The sequence below is a fragment of the Roseomonas aerilata DSM 19363 genome, assembly GCF_000711725.1.
GTDB classification, from domain to species: domain Bacteria; phylum Pseudomonadota; class Alphaproteobacteria; order Acetobacterales; family Acetobacteraceae; genus Roseomonas; species Roseomonas aerilata.
On record NZ_JONP01000018.1, the window covers coordinates 25,987 to 48,132 of the forward strand.

21 protein-coding genes and 2 tRNA genes are annotated in these 22,146 nt (G+C 71.5%); 11 read left to right on the forward strand and 12 right to left on the reverse strand.

The window, feature by feature from the left end; translation table 11 throughout:
- Nucleotides 1–38: 38 nt before the first annotated feature.
- Complete coding sequence (gene ilvD, locus BO39_RS19150) at nt 39–1,763, reverse strand: dihydroxy-acid dehydratase (protein WP_043836554.1); 1,725 nt, start codon at nt 1,761–1,763, stop codon at nt 39–41.
- A 194-nt stretch (nt 1,764–1,957) separates the two neighbouring features.
- On the opposite strand from ilvD, the gene BO39_RS30200 reads away from it, so the two are divergent.
- Nucleotides 1,958–2,602 (forward strand): histidine phosphatase family protein, encoded by a 645-nt coding sequence (locus tag BO39_RS30200; protein ID WP_052402316.1) that lies wholly within the window; start codon nt 1,958–1,960, stop codon nt 2,600–2,602.
- Nucleotides 2,603–2,686: 84 nt separating this feature from the next.
- Here the strand turns inward: BO39_RS30200 and BO39_RS19160 are convergent, their stop codons facing one another.
- The 7 genes from BO39_RS19160 to BO39_RS19190 all read right to left on the reverse strand — a co-directional run bounded on the left by BO39_RS19160 (nt 2,687) and on the right by BO39_RS19190 (nt 10,629).
- Nucleotides 2,687–3,244, reverse strand: coding sequence for a 3'-5' exonuclease (locus BO39_RS19160; RefSeq protein ID WP_043836436.1), 558 nt, complete (start codon nt 3,242–3,244; stop codon nt 2,687–2,689).
- Complete coding sequence (locus BO39_RS19165) at nt 3,241–4,584, reverse strand: MFS family transporter (RefSeq protein WP_052402317.1); 1,344 nt, start codon at nt 4,582–4,584, stop codon at nt 3,241–3,243. The genes BO39_RS19160 and BO39_RS19165 overlap by 4 nt, the downstream gene beginning before the upstream one ends.
- A 96-nt stretch (nt 4,585–4,680) precedes the next feature.
- Nucleotides 4,681–4,866 (reverse strand): hypothetical protein, encoded by a 186-nt coding sequence (locus tag BO39_RS19170; RefSeq protein WP_043836438.1) that lies wholly within the window; start codon nt 4,864–4,866, stop codon nt 4,681–4,683.
- A gap of 2 nt (nt 4,867–4,868) precedes the next feature.
- Entirely contained in the window at nt 4,869–7,565 is a 2,697-nt protein-coding gene (locus BO39_RS19175) for a valine--tRNA ligase (protein WP_043836440.1), read from the reverse strand.
- Nucleotides 7,566–7,648: 83 nt separating this feature from the next.
- Complete coding sequence (locus BO39_RS19180; RefSeq protein ID WP_211257486.1) at nt 7,649–8,263, reverse strand: DUF2497 domain-containing protein; 615 nt, start codon at nt 8,261–8,263, stop codon at nt 7,649–7,651.
- A gap of 42 nt (nt 8,264–8,305) precedes the next feature.
- Complete coding sequence (locus BO39_RS19185; protein WP_084698259.1) at nt 8,306–9,775, reverse strand: TolC family outer membrane protein; 1,470 nt, start codon at nt 9,773–9,775, stop codon at nt 8,306–8,308.
- A 191-nt stretch (nt 9,776–9,966) separates the two neighbouring features.
- Nucleotides 9,967–10,629, reverse strand: a complete 663-nt coding sequence (locus BO39_RS19190) for a protein-L-isoaspartate O-methyltransferase family protein (protein WP_043836444.1) — start codon at nt 10,627–10,629, stop codon at nt 9,967–9,969.
- A 161-nt stretch (nt 10,630–10,790) separates the two neighbouring features.
- Between BO39_RS19190 and BO39_RS19195 the strand changes: the two genes are divergently transcribed.
- From BO39_RS19195 to BO39_RS19225, 7 genes are all read left to right on the forward strand, one after another.
- Nucleotides 10,791–10,864 (forward strand) — tRNA-Cys (locus tag BO39_RS19195).
- A gap of 76 nt (nt 10,865–10,940) precedes the next feature.
- Nucleotides 10,941–11,016, forward strand: a tRNA-Asn gene (locus tag BO39_RS19200).
- Between the two features lie 122 nt (nt 11,017–11,138).
- Nucleotides 11,139–12,278: an alpha-D-ribose 1-methylphosphonate 5-triphosphate diphosphatase gene (locus BO39_RS19205; protein WP_043836446.1), complete on the forward strand. Its 1,140-nt coding sequence runs from the start codon at nt 11,139–11,141 to the stop codon at nt 12,276–12,278.
- Nucleotides 12,275–12,967, forward strand: coding sequence for a DUF1045 domain-containing protein (locus tag BO39_RS19210; RefSeq protein WP_052402318.1), 693 nt, complete (start codon nt 12,275–12,277; stop codon nt 12,965–12,967). Before BO39_RS19205 ends, BO39_RS19210 begins: the two co-directional genes overlap by 4 nt.
- Before the next feature lie 87 nt (nt 12,968–13,054).
- Nucleotides 13,055–14,215: an acyl-CoA dehydrogenase family protein gene (locus tag BO39_RS19215; RefSeq protein ID WP_043836449.1), complete on the forward strand. Its 1,161-nt coding sequence runs from the start codon at nt 13,055–13,057 to the stop codon at nt 14,213–14,215.
- Entirely contained in the window at nt 14,215–15,345 is a 1,131-nt protein-coding gene (locus BO39_RS19220) for a CaiB/BaiF CoA transferase family protein (protein ID WP_043836450.1), read from the forward strand. Before BO39_RS19215 ends, BO39_RS19220 begins: the two co-directional genes overlap by 1 nt.
- Nucleotides 15,342–16,130, forward strand: a complete 789-nt coding sequence (locus BO39_RS19225; RefSeq protein ID WP_043836453.1) for an HpcH/HpaI aldolase/citrate lyase family protein — start codon at nt 15,342–15,344, stop codon at nt 16,128–16,130. Before BO39_RS19220 ends, BO39_RS19225 begins: the two co-directional genes overlap by 4 nt.
- On the opposite strand, the gene BO39_RS19230 is transcribed toward BO39_RS19225, so the two are convergent.
- From BO39_RS19230 to BO39_RS19240, 3 genes are all read right to left on the reverse strand, one after another.
- On the reverse strand, nt 16,127–17,824 hold the full coding sequence (locus BO39_RS19230; protein ID WP_043836455.1) for a thiamine pyrophosphate-dependent enzyme: 1,698 nt from the start codon (nt 17,822–17,824) through the stop codon (nt 16,127–16,129). The genes BO39_RS19225 and BO39_RS19230 overlap by 4 nt on opposite strands.
- Nucleotides 17,825–17,905: 81 nt before the next feature.
- The gene (locus tag BO39_RS19235; RefSeq protein WP_043836457.1) at nt 17,906–18,379 is read right to left on the reverse strand and encodes a nucleoside deaminase; all 474 of its coding nucleotides are present in this window, start codon (nt 18,377–18,379) and stop codon (nt 17,906–17,908) included.
- Nucleotides 18,380–18,390: 11 nt separating this feature from the next.
- Nucleotides 18,391–19,434, reverse strand: a complete 1,044-nt coding sequence (locus tag BO39_RS19240) for an ABC transporter substrate-binding protein (RefSeq protein WP_043836459.1) — start codon at nt 19,432–19,434, stop codon at nt 18,391–18,393.
- 271 nt (nt 19,435–19,705) lie between these two features.
- On the opposite strand from BO39_RS19240, the gene BO39_RS19245 reads away from it, so the two are divergent.
- From BO39_RS19245 to BO39_RS19250, 3 genes are all read left to right on the forward strand, one after another.
- Nucleotides 19,706–19,960: an Lrp/AsnC family transcriptional regulator gene (locus BO39_RS19245; RefSeq protein WP_043836461.1), complete on the forward strand. Its 255-nt coding sequence runs from the start codon at nt 19,706–19,708 to the stop codon at nt 19,958–19,960.
- Between the two features lie 115 nt (nt 19,961–20,075).
- The gene (locus BO39_RS30205; RefSeq protein WP_052402319.1) at nt 20,076–20,348 is read left to right on the forward strand and encodes a hypothetical protein; all 273 of its coding nucleotides are present in this window, start codon (nt 20,076–20,078) and stop codon (nt 20,346–20,348) included.
- Nucleotides 20,348–20,584, forward strand: a complete 237-nt coding sequence (locus tag BO39_RS19250) for a hypothetical protein (protein WP_052402320.1) — start codon at nt 20,348–20,350, stop codon at nt 20,582–20,584. Before BO39_RS30205 ends, BO39_RS19250 begins: the two co-directional genes overlap by 1 nt.
- Before the next feature lie 43 nt (nt 20,585–20,627).
- Here BO39_RS19250 and BO39_RS19255 read toward each other — a convergent pair whose 3' ends face one another.
- Nucleotides 20,628–22,127: an amidase gene (locus tag BO39_RS19255; protein ID WP_043836463.1), complete on the reverse strand. Its 1,500-nt coding sequence runs from the start codon at nt 22,125–22,127 to the stop codon at nt 20,628–20,630.
- Between the last annotated feature and the right edge of the window lie 19 nt (nt 22,128–22,146).

The following is a 22,146-nucleotide window of genomic DNA, read 5'->3' on the forward strand; positions in this document are numbered from 1 at the left end:
TCGCATCCCCTGCGCGGATCATGGCTGGACTGCCCGGTTCAGATATCGGCGTAGACGTGGGTCTCGGCCGCGCCGCCCGGATGTGTCACCGCGCCGAGGTGGGCAGGACCGACGAGCTGGGCGTATTTCCACAGGGCGCCCGCGTTGTAGTCCGTGCCGCGCGGCTTCCAGGCGGCACGGCGCGCGGCCAGCTCCTCCTCCGGCAGGTCCACGTCGATCGTGCCCTTCTCGGCGTCGATGACGATGCGGTCGCCGTCCTTCAGCAGCGCGATCGGGCCGCCGACCGCCGCCTCGGGACCGACATGACCGATGCAGAAGCCGCGCGTGGCGCCGGAGAAGCGGCCGTCGGTGATGAGCGCGACCTCGCCTCCCATGCCCTGGCCGTAGAGGGCCGCGGTGGTGGAGAGCATCTCGCGCATACCGGGGCCGCCCTTGGGGCCTTCGTAGCGGATGATGATGACGTCGCCCGGCTTGTAGGCGCGGGCCTCCACGGCGGCGAAGGCGTCCTCCTCGCAGTCGAAGCAGAGGGCGGTGCCCTCAAACCGGAGCTCCTTCATGCCCGCCACCTTCACGATGGCGCCGTCGGGGGCGAGGTTGCCCTTCAGCCCCACCACGCCGCCGGTCGGCGAGATCGGGTCGGAGACGGGGCGGATCACGTCCTGGTCCTTCGGGAAGATCACCTCGCGGTGGTTCTCGGCGAGGGACTTGCCGGTCACGGTCAGGCAGTCGCCGTGCAGCAGCCCGGCATCGAGCAGCGCCTTCACGATCACGGGGATGCCGCCGACCTTGTAGACGTCGAAGGCCACGTAGCGGCCGCCCGGCTTGAGGTCGCCGATATAGGGCGCCTTGCGCATAATCTCCGCCACGTCGTGCAGCGTGAACTTGATCCCCGCCTCATGCGCCATGGCCGGCAGGTGCAGGCCGGCATTGGTGGAGCCGCCGGTCGCGCCGACGATGAGGGCCGCGTTGTAGAGGCTCTCCTTCGTGACGATGTCGCGCGGGCGGATGTTCTTCCGCAGCAGGTCCATCACGGCCTTGCCGGATTCCACGGCCCACTTGTCGCGGTCCTCGTAGGGCGCCGGGGCGCCGGCGGAACCGGGCAGCGCGAGGCCGATCGCCTCGGAAACGGTCGCCATGGTGTTCGCGGTGAACTGGCCGCCGCAGGCGCCCGCGCTCGGGCAGGCGACGCATTCGAGGGCGTGCAGGTCCTCGTCCGACATGTTGCCGGCGGCGTGCTGGCCGACCGCCTCGAACACGTCCACCACCGTGACGTCGCGGCCCTGGAACTTACCGGGCAGGATCGAGCCGCCATACATGAACACGCTCGGCACGTTCAGGCGCAGCATCGCCATCATCATGCCCGGCAGCGACTTGTCGCACCCGGCGAGGCCCACCATCGCGTCGTAGCAGTGGCCGCGCATGGTCAGCTCCACAGTGTCCGCGATGGCGTCGCGGGAGGCGAGCGAGGACTTCATGCCCTGGTGGCCCATGGCGATGCCGTCGGTGACCGTGATGGTCGTGAACTCGCGGGGCGTGCCGAGGGCGTGCTTCACGCCGATTTTCACGCTCTGCGCCTGGCGGGAAAGCGCGATGTTGCAGGGCGCGGCCTCGTTCCAGCAGGTGGCGACGCCGACCAGCGGCTGTGCGATCTCCTCCTCGGTCAGGCCCATCGCGTAGTAGTAGCTGCGGTGCGGGGCGCGCTCGGGGCCGACCGTCACATGGCGGCTGGGGAGGCGCGACTTGTCCCAGGTGTTGTCCGGCATCGGCATTTCCCTTCTTGTAGGGCCGTGTATCGCGCAACAAACCGGGCGGATCAACGCGCCAGCACGCAATGCAGGCTCCCGCGGGCTGCTCCCCGGAGGTGCCCTGCACACGGGGATGTCACTGCTGCCGTAGGATTTCGGGCGCGATAGTCCCCTCCCCGACCCTACGCACAGCACCTTCGAGTGAGGCTGCGATGCGCATTCCTTCCCCCCTTCTCCCGGCTTTCCTGGCCGCGATGCTCACAAGCGCCCTCGCACCGACCGCCCAGGGGCAGTCCGGGCCATCCGCCGCCGAGCTGGCGGAGGCGCTGCGGCAGGGCGGACTTGTCCTCTACATGCGCCATCCGGCGACCGAGGCCAGGACGGATGCGGAGGAGGTGGATTTCGCGGATTGCGCGACCCAGCGGAACCTGAGTGATGCCGGGCGGCAGGTGGCCGCCGAGGTCGGGGCTGCGCTGCGCGCCATCCGCGCCCGCGTCGGCCGGGCCGTGACGAGCGAGTACTGCCGTGCCCGGGAGACGGCGCGACTCATGGGCGTGTCCGGGGCGGAGGTTGATGGCGCGCTGAACGACGGCGGACGAATGCTGGCCAAAGGCCCCTCTTCCCCGCAGGCGGAGGCGCTGCGGGCCATGCTGCGCGCCCGGCCGGAAGCCGGCGAGGTGACGCTGATCGTGGCGCACCGGCCGAATCTCGTGGACGCGGCCGGTGCGGGTTTCGCCGATCTGGGCGAGGCGGAGATCGTGGTTTTCCGGGCGGTGCCCGACGAAGCGGGTTTCGCGACCTTGGCCCGGATCAGGGCCGCCGACTGGCCCGCGCTTGTCGCGGCGTCGGGAAGCTAGGACCTTCTCCCCAGCCGTGGCAGTGGACAGGCGTGCCGGCACCCTGCTCGACCAACCGACGACCTCGCCCGTTCAAGCGTCGCGTCAGCCGACGCCGCGCACCGCTTCCTCGGCCCGGCGCCGGGCCTCCTGCCAGAGGCGCAATTCGCTCTTCGCATCCTCAAGGGCGCGGTGGGCTGGCGTGGCCTCCCGCTGTTCCCGGACGATATCGGCGAGGATTTCGGCCAGAAGTTTATCGCACCGGGATGGCTCCACCCCCGCGGCGGTGAGGGCCGCAAGGGCGGCGTCGCGCCTCGCATCCTCCGTATCGCGCAGGCGCAGGGCGTGTCGGGGCTGCCCGGCGGCGCGCAGGAGGCGGCTGAGCCATTGCCCGTCCCAGGACGGGGCGGAAGCGTAGAGAGCATGGCCGGAGAGCTCCGCCAGCATCCGTCGCGCTACTTCGCCGTGCGGCTCGCCTTCGCGCTCCAGCCGCTCGCGCGTGAGGCGATGGATGGCCTCGGCCTCGGCGCTCCACTCGGTCCAATCCGGGGCCGGGCGGATGAGGTGGCTCTCCTCCCGGCCGTCTTCCCGCACCCAGCCGACCTCGACGGGAAAGCTCCGCTTGCCGAGGCTGCTCGCCTCGAAGTCGAGGAAGACGATCACCGGGCGGGCGGGGCGGCACTCTGCTCCCGCGCCAGGTGGCCGTGCACGCGCGGCTCGCGCATGGAAAGGGCCGAGAGGAGGGAGAGGATGCAGAAGCCGGACACGTACCAGAAGAAGGTGCTCTCCATCCCCTGGGACTTGAACCAGAGCGCGACGTACTCGGCCGTGCCGCCGAAGAGGCTATTTGCGATCGCGTAGCCGAGCCCGACGCCGAGCGCGCGGATCTCGGCCGGGAACAGCTCCGCCTTCACCACGCCGGAAATGGATGTGTAGAAGCTGACCACCGCGAGGGCGCCGAAGATGATGGCGAAGGCCGTCGTGCTGCTCTGGACCCCCGCCAGAAGGGAGAGGAGCGGCACCGTCATGATGGCGCCGCCCAGGCCGAAGATGATGAGGCAGACGCGCCGGCCGATCCGGTCCGACAGGGCACCGATCACGGGCTGGAGCAGCATGTAGCAGAAGAGCACCACGGTCATGGTGACGCTCGCCCGCTCCGCCGAGAAGCCGGCGGTGTTGACGAGGAATTTCTGCATGTAGGTCGTGTAGGTATAGAAGGCGAGGCTGCCGCCGGCGGTGAGAAGGATCACCTGCATCAGCGGCTTGGGGTGCTGCAGCAGCAGCGAGATCGTCCCGGCGCCGCTCTTCGAGCGATCGGCCGCCGTGGTCGTCTCGTGCAGCGCGCGGCGGAGGAACAGCGCGACGATCGCCGCCGCAGCGCCGATGAGGAAGGGGATGCGCCAACCCCAGGCACGAATCTCGTCCGGCGTCAGGACCGCCTGCAGCACCACGAGCACGAGCAGGGCGAGAAGTTGTCCGCCGATCAGCGTGACATACTGGAAGGAGGCGAAGAAGCCGCGATGCCTCTGCGTCGCGACCTCGCTCATATAGGTGGCGCTGGTGCCGTACTCGCCCCCGACCGAGAGGCCCTGGATCAGCCGCGCCACCACCAGCAGGACGGGTGCCGCGACGCCGATGCTCGCATGGGTCGGCAGCACCGCGATCATGAGCGAGCCGAAGCACATCATGAGGACCGAGGCCATCATGGAGGCGCGGCGCCCGTAGCGGTCCGCGACCGAGCCGAAGAGCCAGCCGCCGATCGGGCGCATGAGGAAGCCGACCGCGAAGATGGCGGCGGCGTTCAGGAGCTGCGTCGTGCGGTCCCCGGCCGGGAAGAAGGCCGGGGCGAAGTAGAGCGCCGTCGCTGCATAGACGTAGAAGTCATACCACTCGACGAGATTCCCGGAGGAACCTCCGATGATCGCCATCACGCGGCGGCGGGTATCGGCGCGCTCCTCCACAGCGGACGGGTTGGCCAGGACGGCCGCGGGCTGTTCGGGCATGAGGATCTCGCGCGGAGGGGGACGGCGCCGAGGCGCCTTTTTCAAGAAAGCCCCCGCGAGCGGCGTGGTTTCAGGCGGGTCCTTACCCCCGGTCCCTCAGCGATAGACGACGTAGCGCAGGATGTAGATCGCGCAGAGCACGGCGCTGAACAGCGCGCCGAGCCGGACCGCCGCCTGCTCGGTGATGGGCGGATTCCGGTCGATCCGCGGCAGGCGGGTGCGGCACCAGAGGATAGGCACGACCGCCAGCACCGTCAGGGCGAAGAAGTCGAAGAAGCGCACGTTCAGGCCGCGATGCGGGCGATGGCCGCGGCGAGGCGCGCGGCCTCGGCCTCGGCGCTGCGCAGGCGCTCTCGGGTCTCCTCGACCACCTCCTCCTTCGCGCGGGTGGTGAAGTCCGGGTTGGCAAGCTTCGTCGCGATCTTGCGGGCCTCGGCCTCGGCCTTCGCGTGGTCCTTGGCCAGGCGGGTGCGCTCGGCCGCCAGGTCAACCACGCCGGCGAGCGGCAGCATCACCGTCGCCTCGCCGACCACCGCCTGGGCCACGCCTTCCGGGATCGTGCCCTCCAGCGGCCGAACCTCGGTCGCGCGCGCCAGGCGCCGGATCGGCTCGATCCATCGGGCGGCGCGGGCCAGGGTCTCCGCGGATGCACCCTGCACCAGCAGGGGCACCGTGACGGAGGGCGGCACGTTCACCTCGGCCCGCACCACGCGGATCTCCGTGATGAAGGAGACGAGCCAGTCCAGCTCCGCCCGCGCGTCCGCGGCGCCCGGCACCTCAACCGGCGCGGGCCAGGGCGTGCGGATGAGGCTGCCCTCCGGCCCATACCCGAAGCGGTCCCAGAGCTCCTCGGTGACATAGGGCATGACGGGGTGCGCCAGGCGCAGGATCACGCCCAGCACGTGCTGCGCGGCGCCCTTCACCTCGCTCTTCTCGGCGCTATCCGGGCCCATGAGGGCGGGCTTCGCGAGTTCGAGGAACCAGTCGCAGAAACCGCCCCAGGTGAAGCGGTAGAGGGCGGCGGCGTAGTCGTCGAGGCGGTAGGACTCGAGTGCGGCCGTCGCTTCCGCAACAGCGGCATTGGCGCCGTCAACGATCCAGCGCGCGAGCGGCGTGGCCGCGGTGGAGGGATCGAAATCGGCATCCGGCGCGATCCCGTTCATCTCGCAGAAGCGCGCGGCGTTCCAGAGCTTGGTGACGAAGGCGCGGTTGCTCTCCACTTTCTGCCGCCCGAGGCGCACGTCGCGCCCTGGTCCCGCGAAGGAGGCCAGGGTGAAGCGCAGGGCGTCGGTGCCGTAGGCGTCCGCCAGCTCCAGCGGGTCCATGACGTTGCCCTTGGACTTCGACATCTTCTGCCCGCGCTCGTCGCGCACGAGGCCGTGGATGTTGACGGTCCGGAAGGGCACGTCGCCCATGAAGTGGATGCCGAGCATCATCATCCGGGCAACCCAGAAGAAGATGATGTCGAAACCCGTCACCAGCACGTCGCCGGGGTAGTAGCGGGCCAGTTCCGGCGTCTTCTCGGGCCAGCCGAGGGTGGAGAAGGGCCAGAGGCCGGAGGAGAACCAGGTGTCCAGCACGTCGGGGTCGCGGGTGAGCGCCACCTCCTGCCCGTAATGGGCGCGGGCGGCGGCGGCGGCTTCCTTCGCCGTGCGCTCGACGAAGAAGTGGCCGTCGGGCCCGTACCAGGCGGGGATCTGGTGGCCCCACCAGAGCTGGCGGGAGATGCACCAGGGCTGGATGTCACGCATCCAGGCAAAGAAGGTGTTCTCCCACTGCTTCGGCACGAACTGGGTGCGGCCGGTCTCCACCGCCTCGATCGCGGGCTTAGCGAGGGTCGCGGCATCGGCATACCACTGCCAGGTCAGCCGCGGCTCGATCGGCACGCCGGAACGGTCGCCATGCGGCACGGCATGGGTATGCGGCTCGATGGCCTCCACCAGCTCCAGGCGCTCCAACTCGGCGATAAGGGCCTTGCGAGCCTCGAAGCGGTCCTTGCCGGCGAGGTCGCGGATCCAGGCAGGATCGGCCACGCCCGGCACCGCCCGCAGATCGGCCTCGATCTCGTCGAGGCTCACGCGCCCCTCGGCGTCCAGCACCGTCGGCGCGGGCAGGTTGTGGCGGCGGGCGACCTCGAAGTCGTTGAAGTCGTGGCCCGGCGTGATCTTCACCGCGCCCGAACCCTTCTCGGGGTCGGAATAGGCGTCGGCCACCACGGGGATGCGGCGGCCGGTGATCGGCAGGATGAGGAACTTGCCCACCAGGTCGCGGAAGCGGTCGTCATCCGGGTGCACCGCCACCGCAGTGTCGCCCAGCATCGTCTCCGGGCGGGTGGTCGCAACGACGAGGAAGCGGCCCGCCTCGCCTTCCACGGGGTAGCGGAGGTGCCAGAGGCTGCCCTTCACCTCCCGGCTCTCCACCTCCAGGTCGGAGATGGCGGTCTGGAACTTCACGTCCCAGTTCACCAGACGGCGGTCGCGGTAGATGAGGCCCTGGCGGTGCAGGGTGACGAAGACCTCCCGCACGGCGACGGAAAGGCCCTCGTCCATGGTGAAGCGCTCGCGCGACCAGTCGAGGCTCGCGCCCATGCGGCGGAGCTGGCGGGTGATGGTGCCGCCGCTCTCGGCCTTCCATTTCCAGACGCGCTCGAGGAAGGCCTCGCGGCCCATCTGCCGGCGGTCCAGCCCCTCGGCCGCCAGCAGGCGCTCCACCACCATCTGCGTCGCAATGCCCGCGTGGTCCGTGCCGGGCTGCCAGAGGGCGTCGCGGCCCTGCATGCGGCGGAAGCGGATCAGCGTGTCCTGGATCGTCACGTCGAGCGCGTGGCCCACGTGGAGGCTGCCGGTGACGTTCGGCGGCGGGATCATGATGGCGAAGGGCTGCGCGTCGGAGGCCGGATTCGCCGTAAAGGCGCCGGAGGCCTCCCAGCCTTCATAGAGGCGCGGCTCGTAGCCGGCGGGCGAGAGGGTCTTGTCGAGCATGGCCGGAGGCTTGGCGCGGGGGCCCGCCCGCCGTCAAGGCCCCTGCGCGGCCGGTCTGCCCCGCGCGGGAACCCGCGGAGGCCCTAACCGAGGGAGCGGCTGACGACGCGCTCGATCTCGGCGCGCACCAGGCGCTCCATCAGGGCAGGCAGATGGGCGTCCATCCAGGCCTTCAGCATCGGCCGCAGCTCCTCGCGCACGACATCCTCGATGGAGGGGCCGGCGCGGTGCACGGGGGCGGAGCGCTCGGCCGCGACGGTGCGCGCGAGTTGGCCGAGGATGGCCGCGGCCGCGGCCGCCGTCGCCGGGGCGACGATGCTTTCGGAGGGATCGGAAGGCGCGGATTCGCTGGGCGGCGGAGGCATGGGGGCGGGCGGCATGGGCGGCTGGGCCATGGCGGGGGGCGGCGGGGCCGGGGCGGGCGCCGGCAGGGGTTCGGGCGCCGGCGGCCGCGGCTGACTCTCCGGCTCCAGCAGGGCCGGGCGGGCGGGGCCGGGCGCGGAGGGCGCGGGCGGCGGGGCCACGAGCATTTCCTCCGTGAGCACCAGCGGCTCCTCGGCCACGGCGGGCGCCGGGGCGGCAGCGGCGGGAGCCTCGGCGGGCGGGGCCGCCGCCTCCTCCTCGTTCAGGATCTTGCGGATGGAGGCGAGGATATCCTCCATCGACGGGTCCTGCCCGGGGGTTGTGGCGGCGGACATGGTGCTTGGCTCTTTCCGGACGGCGTGGAAGGGGGCGGAGGTCTACTGGCGAACGGGCTGCGGCGCCGCGTAGTCGCCCAGCCCCGCCCAGCGGTCGCGCACCGCGCGGTAATAGGCCTCCTGGTCATAGAGCGCGACCGGCAGGGCGAGGTCTCGCGCCGTCAGCCGGCCGACGGCCTGGGCAAGGGAGTGGCTGGCGGTCACGACATTGGCGAGCGCGCGAACGAGCGAGACGCGGGCGTTCAGCAGCTCCTGCTCGGCGTTCAGCACGTCCAGCGTGGTGCGGCTGCCGACCACGGCCTCGCGCTGGACGCCATCGAGGGCGATCTCGGCCGCGCGGATCTGGGAGCGCACGCTGTCCACCGTCGCGCGGGCGCTGCCGAGCGTTTCCCAGGCCGTGGAGGCTTGGGAGGAGGCGGCGCGGCGCTGGTCGTCCACCACCTGGCGGAGCCGCGTCGCGTCCTGCCGGGCCTGGCGGACCTGCGAGTACTCGGCGCCGCCCTGGTAGAGCGGCACGGTGACCGTCGCCGTCACGCTCTCGCCGATGGCGCGGGAACCGAGGATGGTCTGGTTGTCGTTTCGGAAGGCCTGGGCCTGGAGGCTCGCCTGCGGCAGCAGGGTGCTCAGCTGCACGTCAATGAAGTCGCGCGCCGCCGCCTCGTCGAACAGGGCGGCCACGACCGCGGGGTTGTTGAGGGCGGCGACCTGGGCGGCGTCCTGGTTGTTGCGGGCGGCGGGCGTCAGCGGCTGCGGCGCCGTCAGGCGACTGGGTGCGAAGCCGATGGTCCGCAGGAAGGTGGCGCGGGAGTTCTGGAGCTGGCCCTCCGAGTCGGCGCGGGAGGCGCGCGCGCCGGCGAGACGCGATTCGGCCTGGGCCACGTCGGTGCGGGTGATCTCGCCGACCCGGAAGCGCTCGTTCGTGGCGTCCAGCTGACGCTGCAGCACCTGGGCGTTGTTCAGGTTAAGGCGAACCTCCTCCTGGAAGCGGATGACGTTGACATAGGCCGTGACGGTGTCCTGCAGCACCTGCTGCTCGGTCGCGAGCAGCCGGGCGCGCTGCGCGAGGACCTGGTTCTCGGCCCGGCGGGTGGAGGCCACGGTGCGGCCGCCGCGGTAGAGGGGCTGGGTAGCCGTCACGGCCACGCTGCCGATGGCGCGGTCCTGGTCGCTGGTGACGCCGATGCGGCCGCCGTTGAGCAACTGAGAGCGCTGGCGGGCATTGGCCGCGGCATAGCCGACGCTGCCCGTGATGCTCACGCTCGGCCGCCAGCCGGCGAGGGCCTGGGGCACGTTCTCGTCGACGACGCGAAGCTGCGCGCGCGCGGTGGCGAGCGTGGGGTTGTTGGCGTAGGTCTGAGCCAGCGCCTCCTGCAGCGTCTGGGCGGAGGCCGGGGCGACACCCATCAGCGCCGCCCCCATCAGAACGGCCAGCCCGAGCACGCCGGCGCCTGCGGCCGGGGCAGTGCTGCCCTTCTTCCGGAACGGGTGGCCCTTCGCGTGGCTGTGGGTCATCGGCTGCTATCCCTGATCGGCAGCGCCATGCCCCCTTGCGGGAAGCCGGCGGGCCGGATGGTCGTGGTTCCCGGCGATGCTAGCCCGCCCTGGTCCATCGCGGCCAGGATTGGCTTGCCGGGATTAGGGGATGGTTGACGGCGCGGCCGGCGGGCCGGCGCAGGCCCCCTGCCCCGCCGGTCACTCCTCCTTCAGGCGAGCACGAAGCCGGGGCGCGGCGTGAAGGCCGGGAGAGGCGTGCCCTGGACGTCGAAGGCCTCCACCGCGCTGAAGGAGCCGCCCACGCGGCGGCCGAGGATGGCCGCGCCGACCCGGCCCGGCGGCTGGCGGATGGTGACCAGGCGGCCGCCCTCGGCGAGTTGCTCCACCAGGGCGGGCGGCACGGCGGGGATGGCGCCCTCCACCAGGATGAGGTCGAAGGGCGCCCCGGCCGGGAAGCCGGCCGTTGCCAGCCCCGCCTCGCGGCGGAGGGAGCCAGGGGGAAGGTGACAGGCCGCGATGTCCGTGCTGCCGAGGTCGGCCAGCACCGGGTCGTCCTCGAGCGCCACCACCTGCGCGCCCATATGCGCCAGCAGCGCGGCGCCGTAGCCCGTCCCGGCGGAGATCACGAGCACCCGCTCGCCCGGACGGGGGGTGGCGAGCTGGAGCATCCGCCCGATCGTCATCGGCTGGAGGAGAACCCGGCCGTTGCCCAGCGCCAGGTCCTCGTCCGCCAGGGCGCGCACGCGGAGCGCCTGCGGGACGAAGAGTTCCCGCGGCACTTCCAGCATCGCCAGAAGAATCCGGGGATCCGTCACCCGGTTGGGCCTGACCTGCCCGTCCACCATGCGCTTGCGCGCCTCGGCGAAATCCATGCCGCCGCTGCCTCATCAAGATTGAACCGGGCGGTTTATAGGCGCGGCGCGGCGCCGTTGGAAGGATGGGCGGTCAGGGAGCGTTCGCCCCTGCGTCTTCGCCAAGCCGGAGAGCCGGGTTGACCCGGCGGCCGATGGGGGCGATATCGGCCGGGCGTGCCGGCCCGATGGCAGAATGGTGATGCAACGGACTGCAAATCCGTGAATGTGGGTTCGATTCCCGCTCGGGCCTCCATCGCTTTCCCAACCCCCCTTGCGGCGGAAGAGAAGGCGCGGTATCCGGCGCGCCCCGCAAGAGATCGCGGGCCTGATCCCCGATAGCTCAGCTGGTAGAGCACGCGACTGTTAATCGCTAGGTCGTTGGTTCGAGTCCAACTCGGGGAGCCATTGCGGAAAGGGGGATGCGCCGGCCGGCGCGTCCCCCTTCTCTGTTTTGCGGTTTCGTGAACCGTGCCCCGGAGCCGCCCGCGGGGGCTTGCCCCGCCGCCGCGCTCGGGCAGAAGGGACGCATGAACAACGAGACGATCCTGACCAACGCGCGGCTGGTGCTGCCGGACCGCGTTCTGGACGGCACGGTGGTGTTGCGCGGCGGCCTGGTGGCCGAGGTCTCGCCCGGGCGCAGCGCGGCGCCGGGCGCCGAGGACCTGGGCGGCGACTACCTCATCCCCGGCGTTGTCGATGTCCACACGGACAACCTTGAGCGCCAGGTGCTGCCGCGGAGCATGGCGCGCTGGCCCTCTGTTTCCGCCTTCCTGGCCCATGATTCGCAGGTGGCCGTGGCCGGGGTGACCACGGTGCTGGACGCGCTCTGCCTGGGCGATCTCGGATTCGACGAGAGCCGGATGCAGACCGCCAGGGATGGGGTGCGCGACCTCGCGGCGCTGACGGCGGCCGGGGTGCTCAAATCCGAGCACCTGCTGCACCTGCGCTGTGAGCTGCCCGCCACCGACATGCTGCCGATGCTGGAGGAATACCACGCCCATCCGTTTCTGCGGATGGTGAGCCTGATGGACCACACCCCAGGAGTCGGCCAGTACGCCGACGCCGACCGCTACCGCGCCATGCGGGTGAAGGGCGGCGCCTCGCCCGAGGCGGTGGAGCGGCGAATCGCGGAGCTGACGGCGCAGCGGGCGGAATGGTCCGAGCCGAATCGGCGGCGCCTGCTCGGCTTCTTCGCCGGACGCGACGTGCCGCTGGCCACCCATGACGACTGGGATCCGGCCATCGTTGCCCGCAACGCCGCCGACGGAATCGCGATCAGCGAGTTCCCGGTGAACCTCGAGGCGGCGCGCGCGGCGCGGGAGCAGGGAATGGCGATTATCGCCGGCGCGCCGAACCTTGTCCGCGGCGGCAGCCATTCCGGCAACGTCTCGGCCGCCGAGCTGGCGCGGGAGGGGCTGGTGGACATCATCGCCTCCGATTACGTGCCGCCTGCGATGATCGAGGCGGCCTGGCGGCTGGCATCCGAGGGCGGGATGGACCTGCCGGCGGCGGTCGCGACGGTCTCGGCCAACCCGGCGCGCGCGCTGGGGCTGGAGGACCGGGGACGGATCGAGCCCGGGCTACGGGCGGACCTCGTCCGCCTGCGCGTCTTCGGGGACACGCCGATCGTCGAGGCCGTGTGGCGCGGAGGGGCGCGGATCGCATGATGGGCGTGGAGGCGCTGGCCCGCGTCGCCCTCTACTGGGCGCCGGCCGTGGACGACCCGCTGCACCGGCTGGGCAGCGCCTGGCTGGGACGGGACGCGGAGACGGGCGCCAGCCTGCCTCAGCCCGCGATTCCCAGCATTGACCTCGCGGCGCTGACCGCCGATCCCCGCCGCTACGGGCTGCACGCGACGCTGAAGCCGCCCTTCCACCTGACCGGCAGCTACGCCTCGCTGCAGGCCGACGCGGCCGCGCTGGCGGCGGGAACGGCGCCCTTCGAGCTGCCGCCGCTGGCGATCGCTTCGCTGGACGGCTTCCTCGCCCTGCGTGAATCCATCCCCTGCCCCGCCCTGCACGCCCTGGCCGATGCCCTCGTGGAGCGGCTGGACGGTCACCGCCGCCCGCCCGACGCGGCTGAGATCGCCCGCCGCCGCCCGGAACGGCTCCGGCCGGAGGAGCGGGAGAACCTGCAGCGCTGGGGCTACCCGCATGTCTTCACCGATTGGCGCTTCCACGTGACGCTGACGCACCGGCTGACGCCCGAGCAAGCAGCCCTGGTGCGGCCCGCGGCGGAGGAGATGCTCGCTGAGGCGGCGGCCCGGCCGCGCCGGGTCACGGAGCTGTGCCTCTTCACCCAGGCCGCGCCTGGTGAGCCCTTCCTGATCGCCGAGCGGCTTCCGCTGGCGGGCTGAGCGGCCCTGCCCCTTCCAAGGCGGCCGGAAGGGCTGCATGAGGGGAGGTGCCCGCCGCGCGACGGGGGGCCAGGGAGGAAAACGCCCATGCAGGCAGCGAGCGACGTCCACGGCGAGCTTCGCGAGGCGGTGCGGGCGCTCTGCGCCGAGTTCCCTGCGGAGTATCACCGCAAGATCGACGCCGAGCGCGGCTATCCCGACGCCTTCGTGGAGGCGCTGACCAAGGCGGGCTGGCTGGCGGCCCTGATCCCCGAGGAATATGGCGGCTCCGGGCTCGGGCTGGCGGAGGCCTCCATCATCATGGAGGAGATCAACCGCTCCGGCGGCAATTCGGGCGCCTGCCACGGCCAGATGTACAACATGGGCACGTTGCTGCGGCACGGCTCGGCCGAGCAGAAGGCACGTTACCTGCCGAGCATCGCGAGCGGCGAGCTGAGGTTGCAGTCCATGGGCGTGACGGAGCCGACCACGGGCACGGACACGACGAAGATCAAGACCACCGCGGTGCGCCAGGGCGACCGCTACGTGGTGAACGGGCAGAAGGTCTGGATCTCGCGCGTCCAGCACTCGGAGCTGATGATCCTGCTCGCGCGGACGACGCCGCTGGCGGAGGTAAAGAAGAAGTCCGAGGGAATGTCGATCTTCCTCGTGGACCTGCGCGACGCGATCGGAAACGGCATGACCGTGCGCCCGATCGACAACATGGTGAACCACGAGACGAACGAGATCTTTTTCGACAACCTGGAAATTCCGGCCGAGAACCTCATCGGCGAGGAGGGGCGCGGGTTCAAATACATCCTCGACGGACTGAACGCCGAGCGCACGCTGATCGCGGCCGAGTGCATCGGCGACGGCTACTGGTTCATCGACAAGGTCGTGCCCTATGTGAAGGAGCGCACCGTCTTTGGCCGGCCCATCGGCCAGAACCAGGGCGTGCAGTTCCCCATTGCCGAGAGCTACATCGAGATCGAGGCCGCCAACCTCATGCGCTTCGAGGCCTGCCGCCTCTTCGACGCGAACCAGCCCTGCGGCGCGCAGGCGAACATGGCGAAATACCTCGCGGCCAAGGCGTCCTGGGAGGCGGCGAATGCCTGCCTGCAGTTCCACGGCGGCTTCGGCTTCGCGCATGAGTACGACGTGGAGCGCAAGTTCCGCGAGACACGGCTCTACCAGGTGGCGCCGATCAGCACGAACCTGATCCTCTCCTATGTCGCCGAGCACATCCTCGGCATGCCCCGCAGCTTCTGATGTCCGGATCGAAGCCGCTCGCGGGCTTGCTGGTCGTTTCGATGGAACAGGCGGTCGCCGCACCGCTCTGCGCGGGGCGGCTGGCGGATGCGGGCGCGCGGGTAATCAAGATCGAACGCGCGGAGGGGGACTTCGCGCGTGGCTACGACGCCGCCGCCGCCGGGCTTTCGAGCTACTTCGTCTGGCTGAACCGCGGGAAGGAAAGCGTCGTCCTCGACATCAAGGCGGAGGCGGACCTCGCGCTGCTGCGTCGCATGGTGGCGCGCGCGGATGTGTTCATCCAGAACCTCGCGCCCGGCGCCGCGGCCCGCGCGGGCTTCGGCAGCTCGGCGCTGCGCGCGGCGCATCCGCGCCTGATCACCGTGGATATCTCCGGCTACGGCGAGAGCGGCGAATACGCCGACATGAAGGCCTACGACCTGCTGGTGCAGGCGGAGAGCGGGCTCTGCGGCGTGACGGGACGGCCGGAAGGACCGGGACGCGTCGGCGTTTCCGTCTGCGACATCGCCTGCGGGATGAACGCCCACGCGGCCGTGCTGGAGGCGCTGATCGAGCGAGGGATCACCGGCCGCGGCAAGGGCATCGCCGTCTCCCTCTTCGACGGCATGGCGGACTGGATGAACGTGCCGCTCCTCTACTTCGAGGGCACCGGGCGCGCGCCCGAGCGCGTCGGCCTCGCCCATCCCTCGATCTGTCCCTACGGCGCCTTCGGGACGGCGGACGGTGCACAGGTGCTCATCTCGATCCAGAACGAGCGGGAATGGGCGTCCTTCTGCGCAGCCTTCCTTGGCGAGCCCGTCCTGCCGGCACGTGAGGGCTTCCGCAGCAACGTGGAGCGCGTGGCGAACCGGGTGATGGTGGACGGGCACATCGCCCGGCATTTCGCCGCGCTGACGCGCGAAGAGGCGGCATCGCGGCTTCGCGCGGCGCGCACCGCCTTCGGCTTCGTGAACGACCTGGCCGGCCTCGCGCGGCACCCGGCGTTGCGCCGCGTGGTGCTGGAGACCCCGGGCGGCCCCGTGCGCGCGGCGGCGCCGGCCGCGTTGTTCAGCGACGGGGCGCGCGACCTCGGCCCCGTGCCCGCGCTCGGCGAGCACACGGCACGCATAAAGGAGGAATTCGCGGCATGAACGGCGCCCCCATCGTCCCGCTCTTCGTTCCCGGCGACCGCCCGGAGCGCTTCGAGAAGGCTGCGTCTTCCGGCGCGGATGCGGTCATCATTGACCTTGAGGACGCGGTTGCGCCGGAGCGGAAAGAGGCTGCGCGGCGAGCGGCCGCCACCGCGTCACTCGCCCTGCCCGTCTTCGTGCGCGTGAACGCGGCGGGCACACCCTGGCACGCGGAGGATCTGGCCGCCCTGTCCGGCGCAGCGCTCGCTGGAGTCATCCTGCCTAAGGCCGAAGACCCGGCAGCGCTGGCGACGCTGCGCGCGCTGCTGCCGGACGAGGGCGTGGTGGTCGCGCTGGTGGAGTCCGCCCGTGGCCTTGCCGGGACGCGGGAACTGGCGCGGGCGGCCGGGCGCCTCGCCTTCGGCTCCATGGACTACGCCGCCGATCTCGGCTGTGCCCACACGCGGGAGGCGCTGCTGACGGCGCGGTCGGAACTCGTGCTCGCCTCGCGTCTCGCGGGCCTGCCCGCGCCGCTCGACGGCGTGACCGCCGCGATCGGGGACGAGGCGTTGACCGAAGCCGATGCCCGCCACGCGGCGGAACTCGGCTTCGGCGGCAAGCTCCTCATCCACCCGCGCCAGGTCGCGCCCGCGCTGCGCGGCTTCGCCCCGGGCGAGGAGGAGGTAGCCTGGGCGCGCCGCGTGCTCGCGAGCGAGGGCGACGGTGCGGTGAAGGTGGACGGGGCGATGATCGACGCGCCCGTCAGGATGCGCGCGGAGCGCATCCTGGCGCGCGCCCGCAGTTAGCGCTTCGCGGCGGCGGCGCGGATCTGCGTCACCGTCTGGCGGTTGGTGATCTGCTCCGCGCTCATCCGTACCTCGATCACCGCGGGCTTGCCGCTCTCCCGCGCGCGGCGAAAGGCCGGAACCAGCTCGTCGGTCGCGGTCACGATCTCGCCGTGGCCGCCGAAGGCCTCGATGAATTTCGCGAAGTCGGGGTTGGTGAGCTGCGTGCCGGAGACGCGGCCGGGATAGGCGCGCTCCTGGTACATGCGGATCGTGCCGTACTGGCCATTGTTCACGACGATGACGATGGGCGTGACGCCGGCGTGGAAGGCGGTCGCGATCTCCTGACCGGTCATCAGGAAGCCGCCGTCGCCCACGAAGCTGACCACCTGGCGGTCGCGGAAGGTGATGGCCGCGCCGATGCCCGAGGGCACGGAATAGCCCATCGCGCCATTGGTGGGGCCGAGGAAGTCCTGCCCCTCGCGCACGGACATGAAGCGCTGCGGCCAGGTCGCGAAGTTGCCGGCGTCGGTGGTGAAGATCGCGTCCGGCGGCAGCTCCGCCTCCAGCGCCTGCAGGGCGCGGGCGAGGTTCAGCGGGCCCTCGTAGTCAGGCGCCACGACGCTCGCCTCGCGGCCCGCGCGCAGGCGGCGGGTCCAGTCGCCCCAAGGCCGCGGCTTGCCCGGAGCGGCATCCCGCAGCGCGAGGGCGAAGGCGTTGAGGTCGGCGGTGATGCCGAGCAGCGGGCGGAAGACGCGGCCGATCTCGGCCGGGTCCGGGTGGACCTGCACAATCGGGCTCGTCTGCCCCGCCGGAAACAGGGTGTAGCCCTGGCTGGTCGCCTCGCCGAGCCGGCTGCCGACGGCGATGACGAGGTCCGACTCCTTCACCCGCGCGACGAGGCCGGCATCCGACCCGACGCCGAGGTCGCCCGCGAAGTTTGGCGAGGTGCCGTCGAAGAGGCCGAGGCGGCGGAAGCCGACGGCGACCGGCAGGTCATGGGCGAGGGCGAAGCCGCGGATGGCGGCCCTGCCCTCCTCCGACCAGCCGCTGCCGCCGAGCACGAGGACGGGGCGCTGGGCACCGTCCAACAGGGAAAGCAACTGGGGGATGGCGCCCGACGCCGGGGCGGCCGGCAGGGTGGGCGCGGGGCCGACATCCGGCACCTCCACAACGCTCTTCTGCATTTCCTCCGAAATGGCGACGACGACCGGGCCGGGGCGGCCGCTGCGGGCCACGTCGAAGGCACGCGCCATCAGCTCGGGAATGCGGGCCGCATCGTCGATCTGGGTCACCCACTTCGCGAGCGGGGAGAACATCCGGCGGTAGTCCACCTCCTGGAAGGTGTCGCGGTCGGTCTCGGCGAAGGGGATCTGGCCGACGATCAGCACGAGCGGCGTGCTGTCCTGCATCGCCACATGCACGCCGATGCTCGCATGGCAGGCGCCGGGGCCGCGGGTGACGATGGCGACGCCGGGGCGGCCGGTCAGCTTGCCATGGGCCTCGGCCATGTGGACGGCGCCGGCCTCGAAGCGGCAGGTGACCAGTTCCACGCGGTCCCGCACCTCGTAGAGACCGTCCAGCAGATCGAGGAAGGACTCTCCGGGCACCGAGAAGGCGTGGGTGACGCCCTGGGCGACCAGCGCATCGGCCAGGAGCTGGCCTCCCGTCCTCGCCCGCGTGATCTCCTGCCGTGCCGCCGCGCCGTCGTCCATTGTCCGTCTCCCCCTCTCCCGGGCCCTGCGGCCCGGGGGGCGGAGACTACGTCCGGAGCGGGCGCGCCGCCAGACGGGCCCCTACCGCGTCAGCTCGACCGCGGAGGAGGTGTAGAGGGCGACGCATTCCTCGGTCAGCACGCCGTCGATCACCTCGAGGTCCCAGCCGACGTTCTCGGCAAAGCTCTCGACGGTGTAGCCCTTGAAGTTGAAGGCTTTCTTCGCCAGCCGCTTCACGTCCTCATTGCGGGCGCCCAGGACGAGCCGCTTGAAGCCCCCGTTGAGGATAGCGCCGAGGCACATCGGGCAGGGCTCGCAGGTGGCGTAGAAGGTGCAGTCCGGCAGCTCCCGCCGGCCGAGGGCGCGGCAGGCCAGGCCGACCGCCAGCGTCTCGGAATGGGCGGTCGCGTCGCAGAGGCCGACCTTCTTGCTCCAGGTCTTGGCGACCACCTCCCCCTCCCGCGCCACCAGCGCGCCGAAGGGCTGCTCGCCGAGGCTCGCGCCGTGGCGCGCCTGCTCGATGGCGAGCGCCATCATCCGCTCGTGCTCGGTCATGTCGCGGCCCCTCAGCCCAGCGCCGGCAGGATGCGCGCCTCGCGCGGGGGAAGGAAATCGCGCACGAAGACCTCCCGCACGCCCGGGGTGCGCGGCAGCGAGTAGGTTTGCACGACGGTGCCGATGGCGCCCTCCAGCCGCTTGTCGTCGAGGTCGCCGAGGCCGAGCGCGGCGGTCTCGGGCGTCGTCATCTGCGCGCGCAGCATGTAGAGCAGGCGCTGCCGCTCGATGCCCGGCTCGGTCAGCGGCTCCACGCGCTTGAGTTCGGCGATGCCGGCGTCGGGGCTGGCCGCCACCTCCCCGATCGCGCGGTTGATGGCCGTGACGAGGCCGCGGACGGCCTCGGGCTTGCTCCGCAGCAGCGCCTGGCTCACGAGCACGCCGTTCGAGTACTGGTCGAGGCCCATGTCGCTGTAGAAGAACCAGCGGAAGTCGCGCTCGGGGTCGCGGCCCATGCCGATGAAGTTCATGTAGCTGGTGCCCGAGAACTGGGCGATGGCGTCCACCTGCCCCTGCACGAGCATCTGCTCCACGAGGTTCGGCGCAATGGCCGCCATGCCGACCTTGGAAGGGTCCACCCCGTTCCGCGCGGCGAGCGCCGGAAACATGCGGGCGGTGGCCGAGCCCGCGGGCGCGCCGACCTGCCGGCCCTCCAGGTCCTTCAGCGCGCGCACCGGGCCATCCGCGCGGGAGATGATGGCGTAGGGCGCACGGTTGTAGACGAGATAGACCACCACGGGCTGCTCGCCCGGCCGCTGCGCCGCGTTCTGGATGACGGCGTTGATGTCGCCGAAGCCGACGTCATAGGCGCCGGACATGACGCGGGTGACCGCGGCGGCGGAGCCCTCGCCCTGGTCAATCGTCACGTCGAGCCCGGCCTCGCGGAAATAACCTCGGGACTGGGCCAGGTAGTACCAGGCGTGCGGCCCCTGCGCTTTCCAATCGAGGATGAAGCGGATGGGCGTCAGCGGCTGGGCGTGGAGCGATCCTGCCCCGAGCACCATCGGGCTGGCGAGCGAGGCACCGAGCAGGCCCCGCCGAGTGGAGTGACGCATGAAGTGCACCTCTACAGCGCCCCGGGGGTGCCGGGGACGTCGGAATGCCGCGTGGGGGTGCGGGCGGCGATGGTCATGCGGACTTGCGGCGGCCTTCCCCCGCCGGACCCCCGGCGCCCCTTCCTTCCGGTGGGCATCCGCGGTCTTCCGCAATCGGGTCACTTGCGTGCCTGACGGCCGAGCGGGCGATGCAGGTTCCGTGCCTGCCGCTCCCGCTTGGAAGGGCGCGGCCGCGGAGGCATGGTGCGGGCCGAACCGGAGCGGACGGCGCATGAAAGCGATTTTCGTGATGATCAAGTGCGAGATGGGGGCCGCCTACCGCGTGGCGCGGGAGATGGCGGACACGATCCCCGAGCTGTCGGAGATGCACTCCACCAGCGGGCAGTACGACCTGCTGGGCAAGTTCTACCTGGAGCCCGAGCAGGACATCGGCCTCTTCGTGGTGGAACGGGTGCAGGGGGTCGCCGGGGTGAAGGATACCTACACGTTGCAGACCTTCAACGCCTTCTCGGGGCCCAAGGGCTGATGCGGCGGCCAGGCCTGCCATGAAATGACCCCGATCCCGCCGCGGCCTGCCCCGGCTTCGCCGCGCGGGTGACATGGAGGGAGCCGATATCTGGCGGCATCGGAGGTCCCGCCAGATGAAGGTTCGCTTTCTCCCCGCCCTCGCCCTCGCCGCCGCGCTGACGACGGCGGGGTGCCAGAACCCCGACGGCTCCACGGACTGGGGCAGCACTCTCGCGCTCGGGGCCGGCGTCGGCCTGGCGGCCGGGCTGCTCGCGGCCTCTTCCGGCGGCCACGGGAAGCAGCACTACCGGCAACCCGACCGTGGGGGCTACGGTTCCTATGGCGGACACGGCCGCGGCTATTACGGCGGCCGGCCCTATGCTCAGGGATACGGAAGGGGTTGGTGATGAAGGCGCGCTTCGCGGTGCTCGCCCTGGCCGGGCTCCTCCTCGGCGGTTGCTACTACGCGCCCTATGGGGAGCCGAACGTGGCAGGGGCCGCGCTGCTCGGCGCGGGCGTTGGCGCGGCGGCCGGGGCGGCGATCGCCTCGGGGCCGACCTATTACGCGCCCGCACCCTACTACGCGCCGCGGCCCTATTACGGCTACGGCTACTACCCGCATTACGGCTATCGCCGCTGGTAGCGGCCGACGGGCAACCTGCGCCCGCCGGTTACCGGCCCGAACCTCAGTCGAAGCCGAGGAAGCCCGGCATGGAGGAGATGGGCGGCGCCTTCGCCAGCGCCGCGATGTCCGGCACCGGCCGCGCGAGTTCGGCGTCGCCGACCACCGCCGCTTCGATCGCGGCGGCCGCGCGAAGCACCAGGGCGTCCCCTCCGCGCGGCCCGACGATCTGCAGGCCGAAGGGCATGCCCTTGGCGTCCCGGCCGAGGGGGATGGAGATGGCGGGATGGCCGGTAAGGGTCACGATGTAAGCCATCGCCAGCCAGTGGAAGTAGGTGCGGGTCTTCTGCCCATCGATCTCGGCCGGGAAGAGCTCCGACCAGGGCCGGGGCGAGATGGTGATGGCGGGCGTCACGATCAGGTCGTTGCCGGCCGCGAAGAACTCCTGCCAGCGGAGGTAGAGCTGTGTCTGGAGGATGCCGCCGCGCGCGACGTCCGCCGCCGAGTAGCCGAGGCCTTCCGCCACGTTCGCGCGCACGTTGGGCCCGACCAGCTCCGGCGTTTCGGCCACTTTTTTCGCGTGGGCCGCGACGAAGTTGAGCGCGCGCAGGATCTCGAAGGCCTCGTCCGCGCCGGCGCAGTCCGGGGTGGCCTGCTCGATACGCGCGAAGAGGGGCGTGAGGGAGGCGACGCGGGCGCGGAAGGCCTCGCGCACCGTGTTCTCGACGAGCGCGACGCCGAAATCCTCCGTCGCGGCGACGCGGAGCGAGGAGAGGTCGATCGGCCGCAGCGGCGTCCACATGTCGGCCACGCCGCGCACGGGCTGGCCGGGCAGCGTGTAGGAGAGCGGATCGCGCGCGTCGTCGCCGGCCATGGCCCCCACCAGCAGAGCCGCATCGGGCACGTTGCGCGCCATCGGCCCGAGCACCGGCAGGTTCTGCCAGCCGAGCAGCCGGCGCTCGCTGGAGACCAGGCCGGGGCTGGGCCGGAAGCCGACGATGCCGTTGAAGGCCGCGGGGTTGCGGAGGGAGCCGCCTGTGTCGGATCCTGAGCAGATCGCGAACATCCCCGCCGCCAGAGCCGCGCCCGAGCCGCCCGAGGAACCGGCGGCGGAGCGTGTGGGGTCGTGCGGGTTGCCCGTCGCGCCGTAGACGGCATTGCGCGTGTTGGCGCCGGCGCCGAATTCGGGCGTGTTGGTCTTGGCCGTGATGATGGCGCCCGCCGCCCGGATGCGGGCGACAGAGCCGAGATCGGCCTTCGGCACGTGGTCCTTGAAAAGCGGGCTGCCGAAGGTCGTGACCAGCCCCTCCGTCTCCTCAAGGTCCTTGATGCCGATGGGCAGGCCATGGAGAAGACCGAGCTTGTCGCCGCGCATCACGGCCGCCTCAGCCGCCTTCGCGTCGGCCCGGGCGCGGGGCTCGTCCATGGCGACCACCGCGTTGATCGCGGGGTTCACCGCGGCGATGCGCGCGAGGCAGGAATCGAGCAACTCCACCGGGGAGAGGCGCTTCGTCCCGATCAGCCTCCGGGCTTCGAGGGCGGTGAGGTCGCAGGGCTCGGTCATCGGCACATCCCGTCGGCGG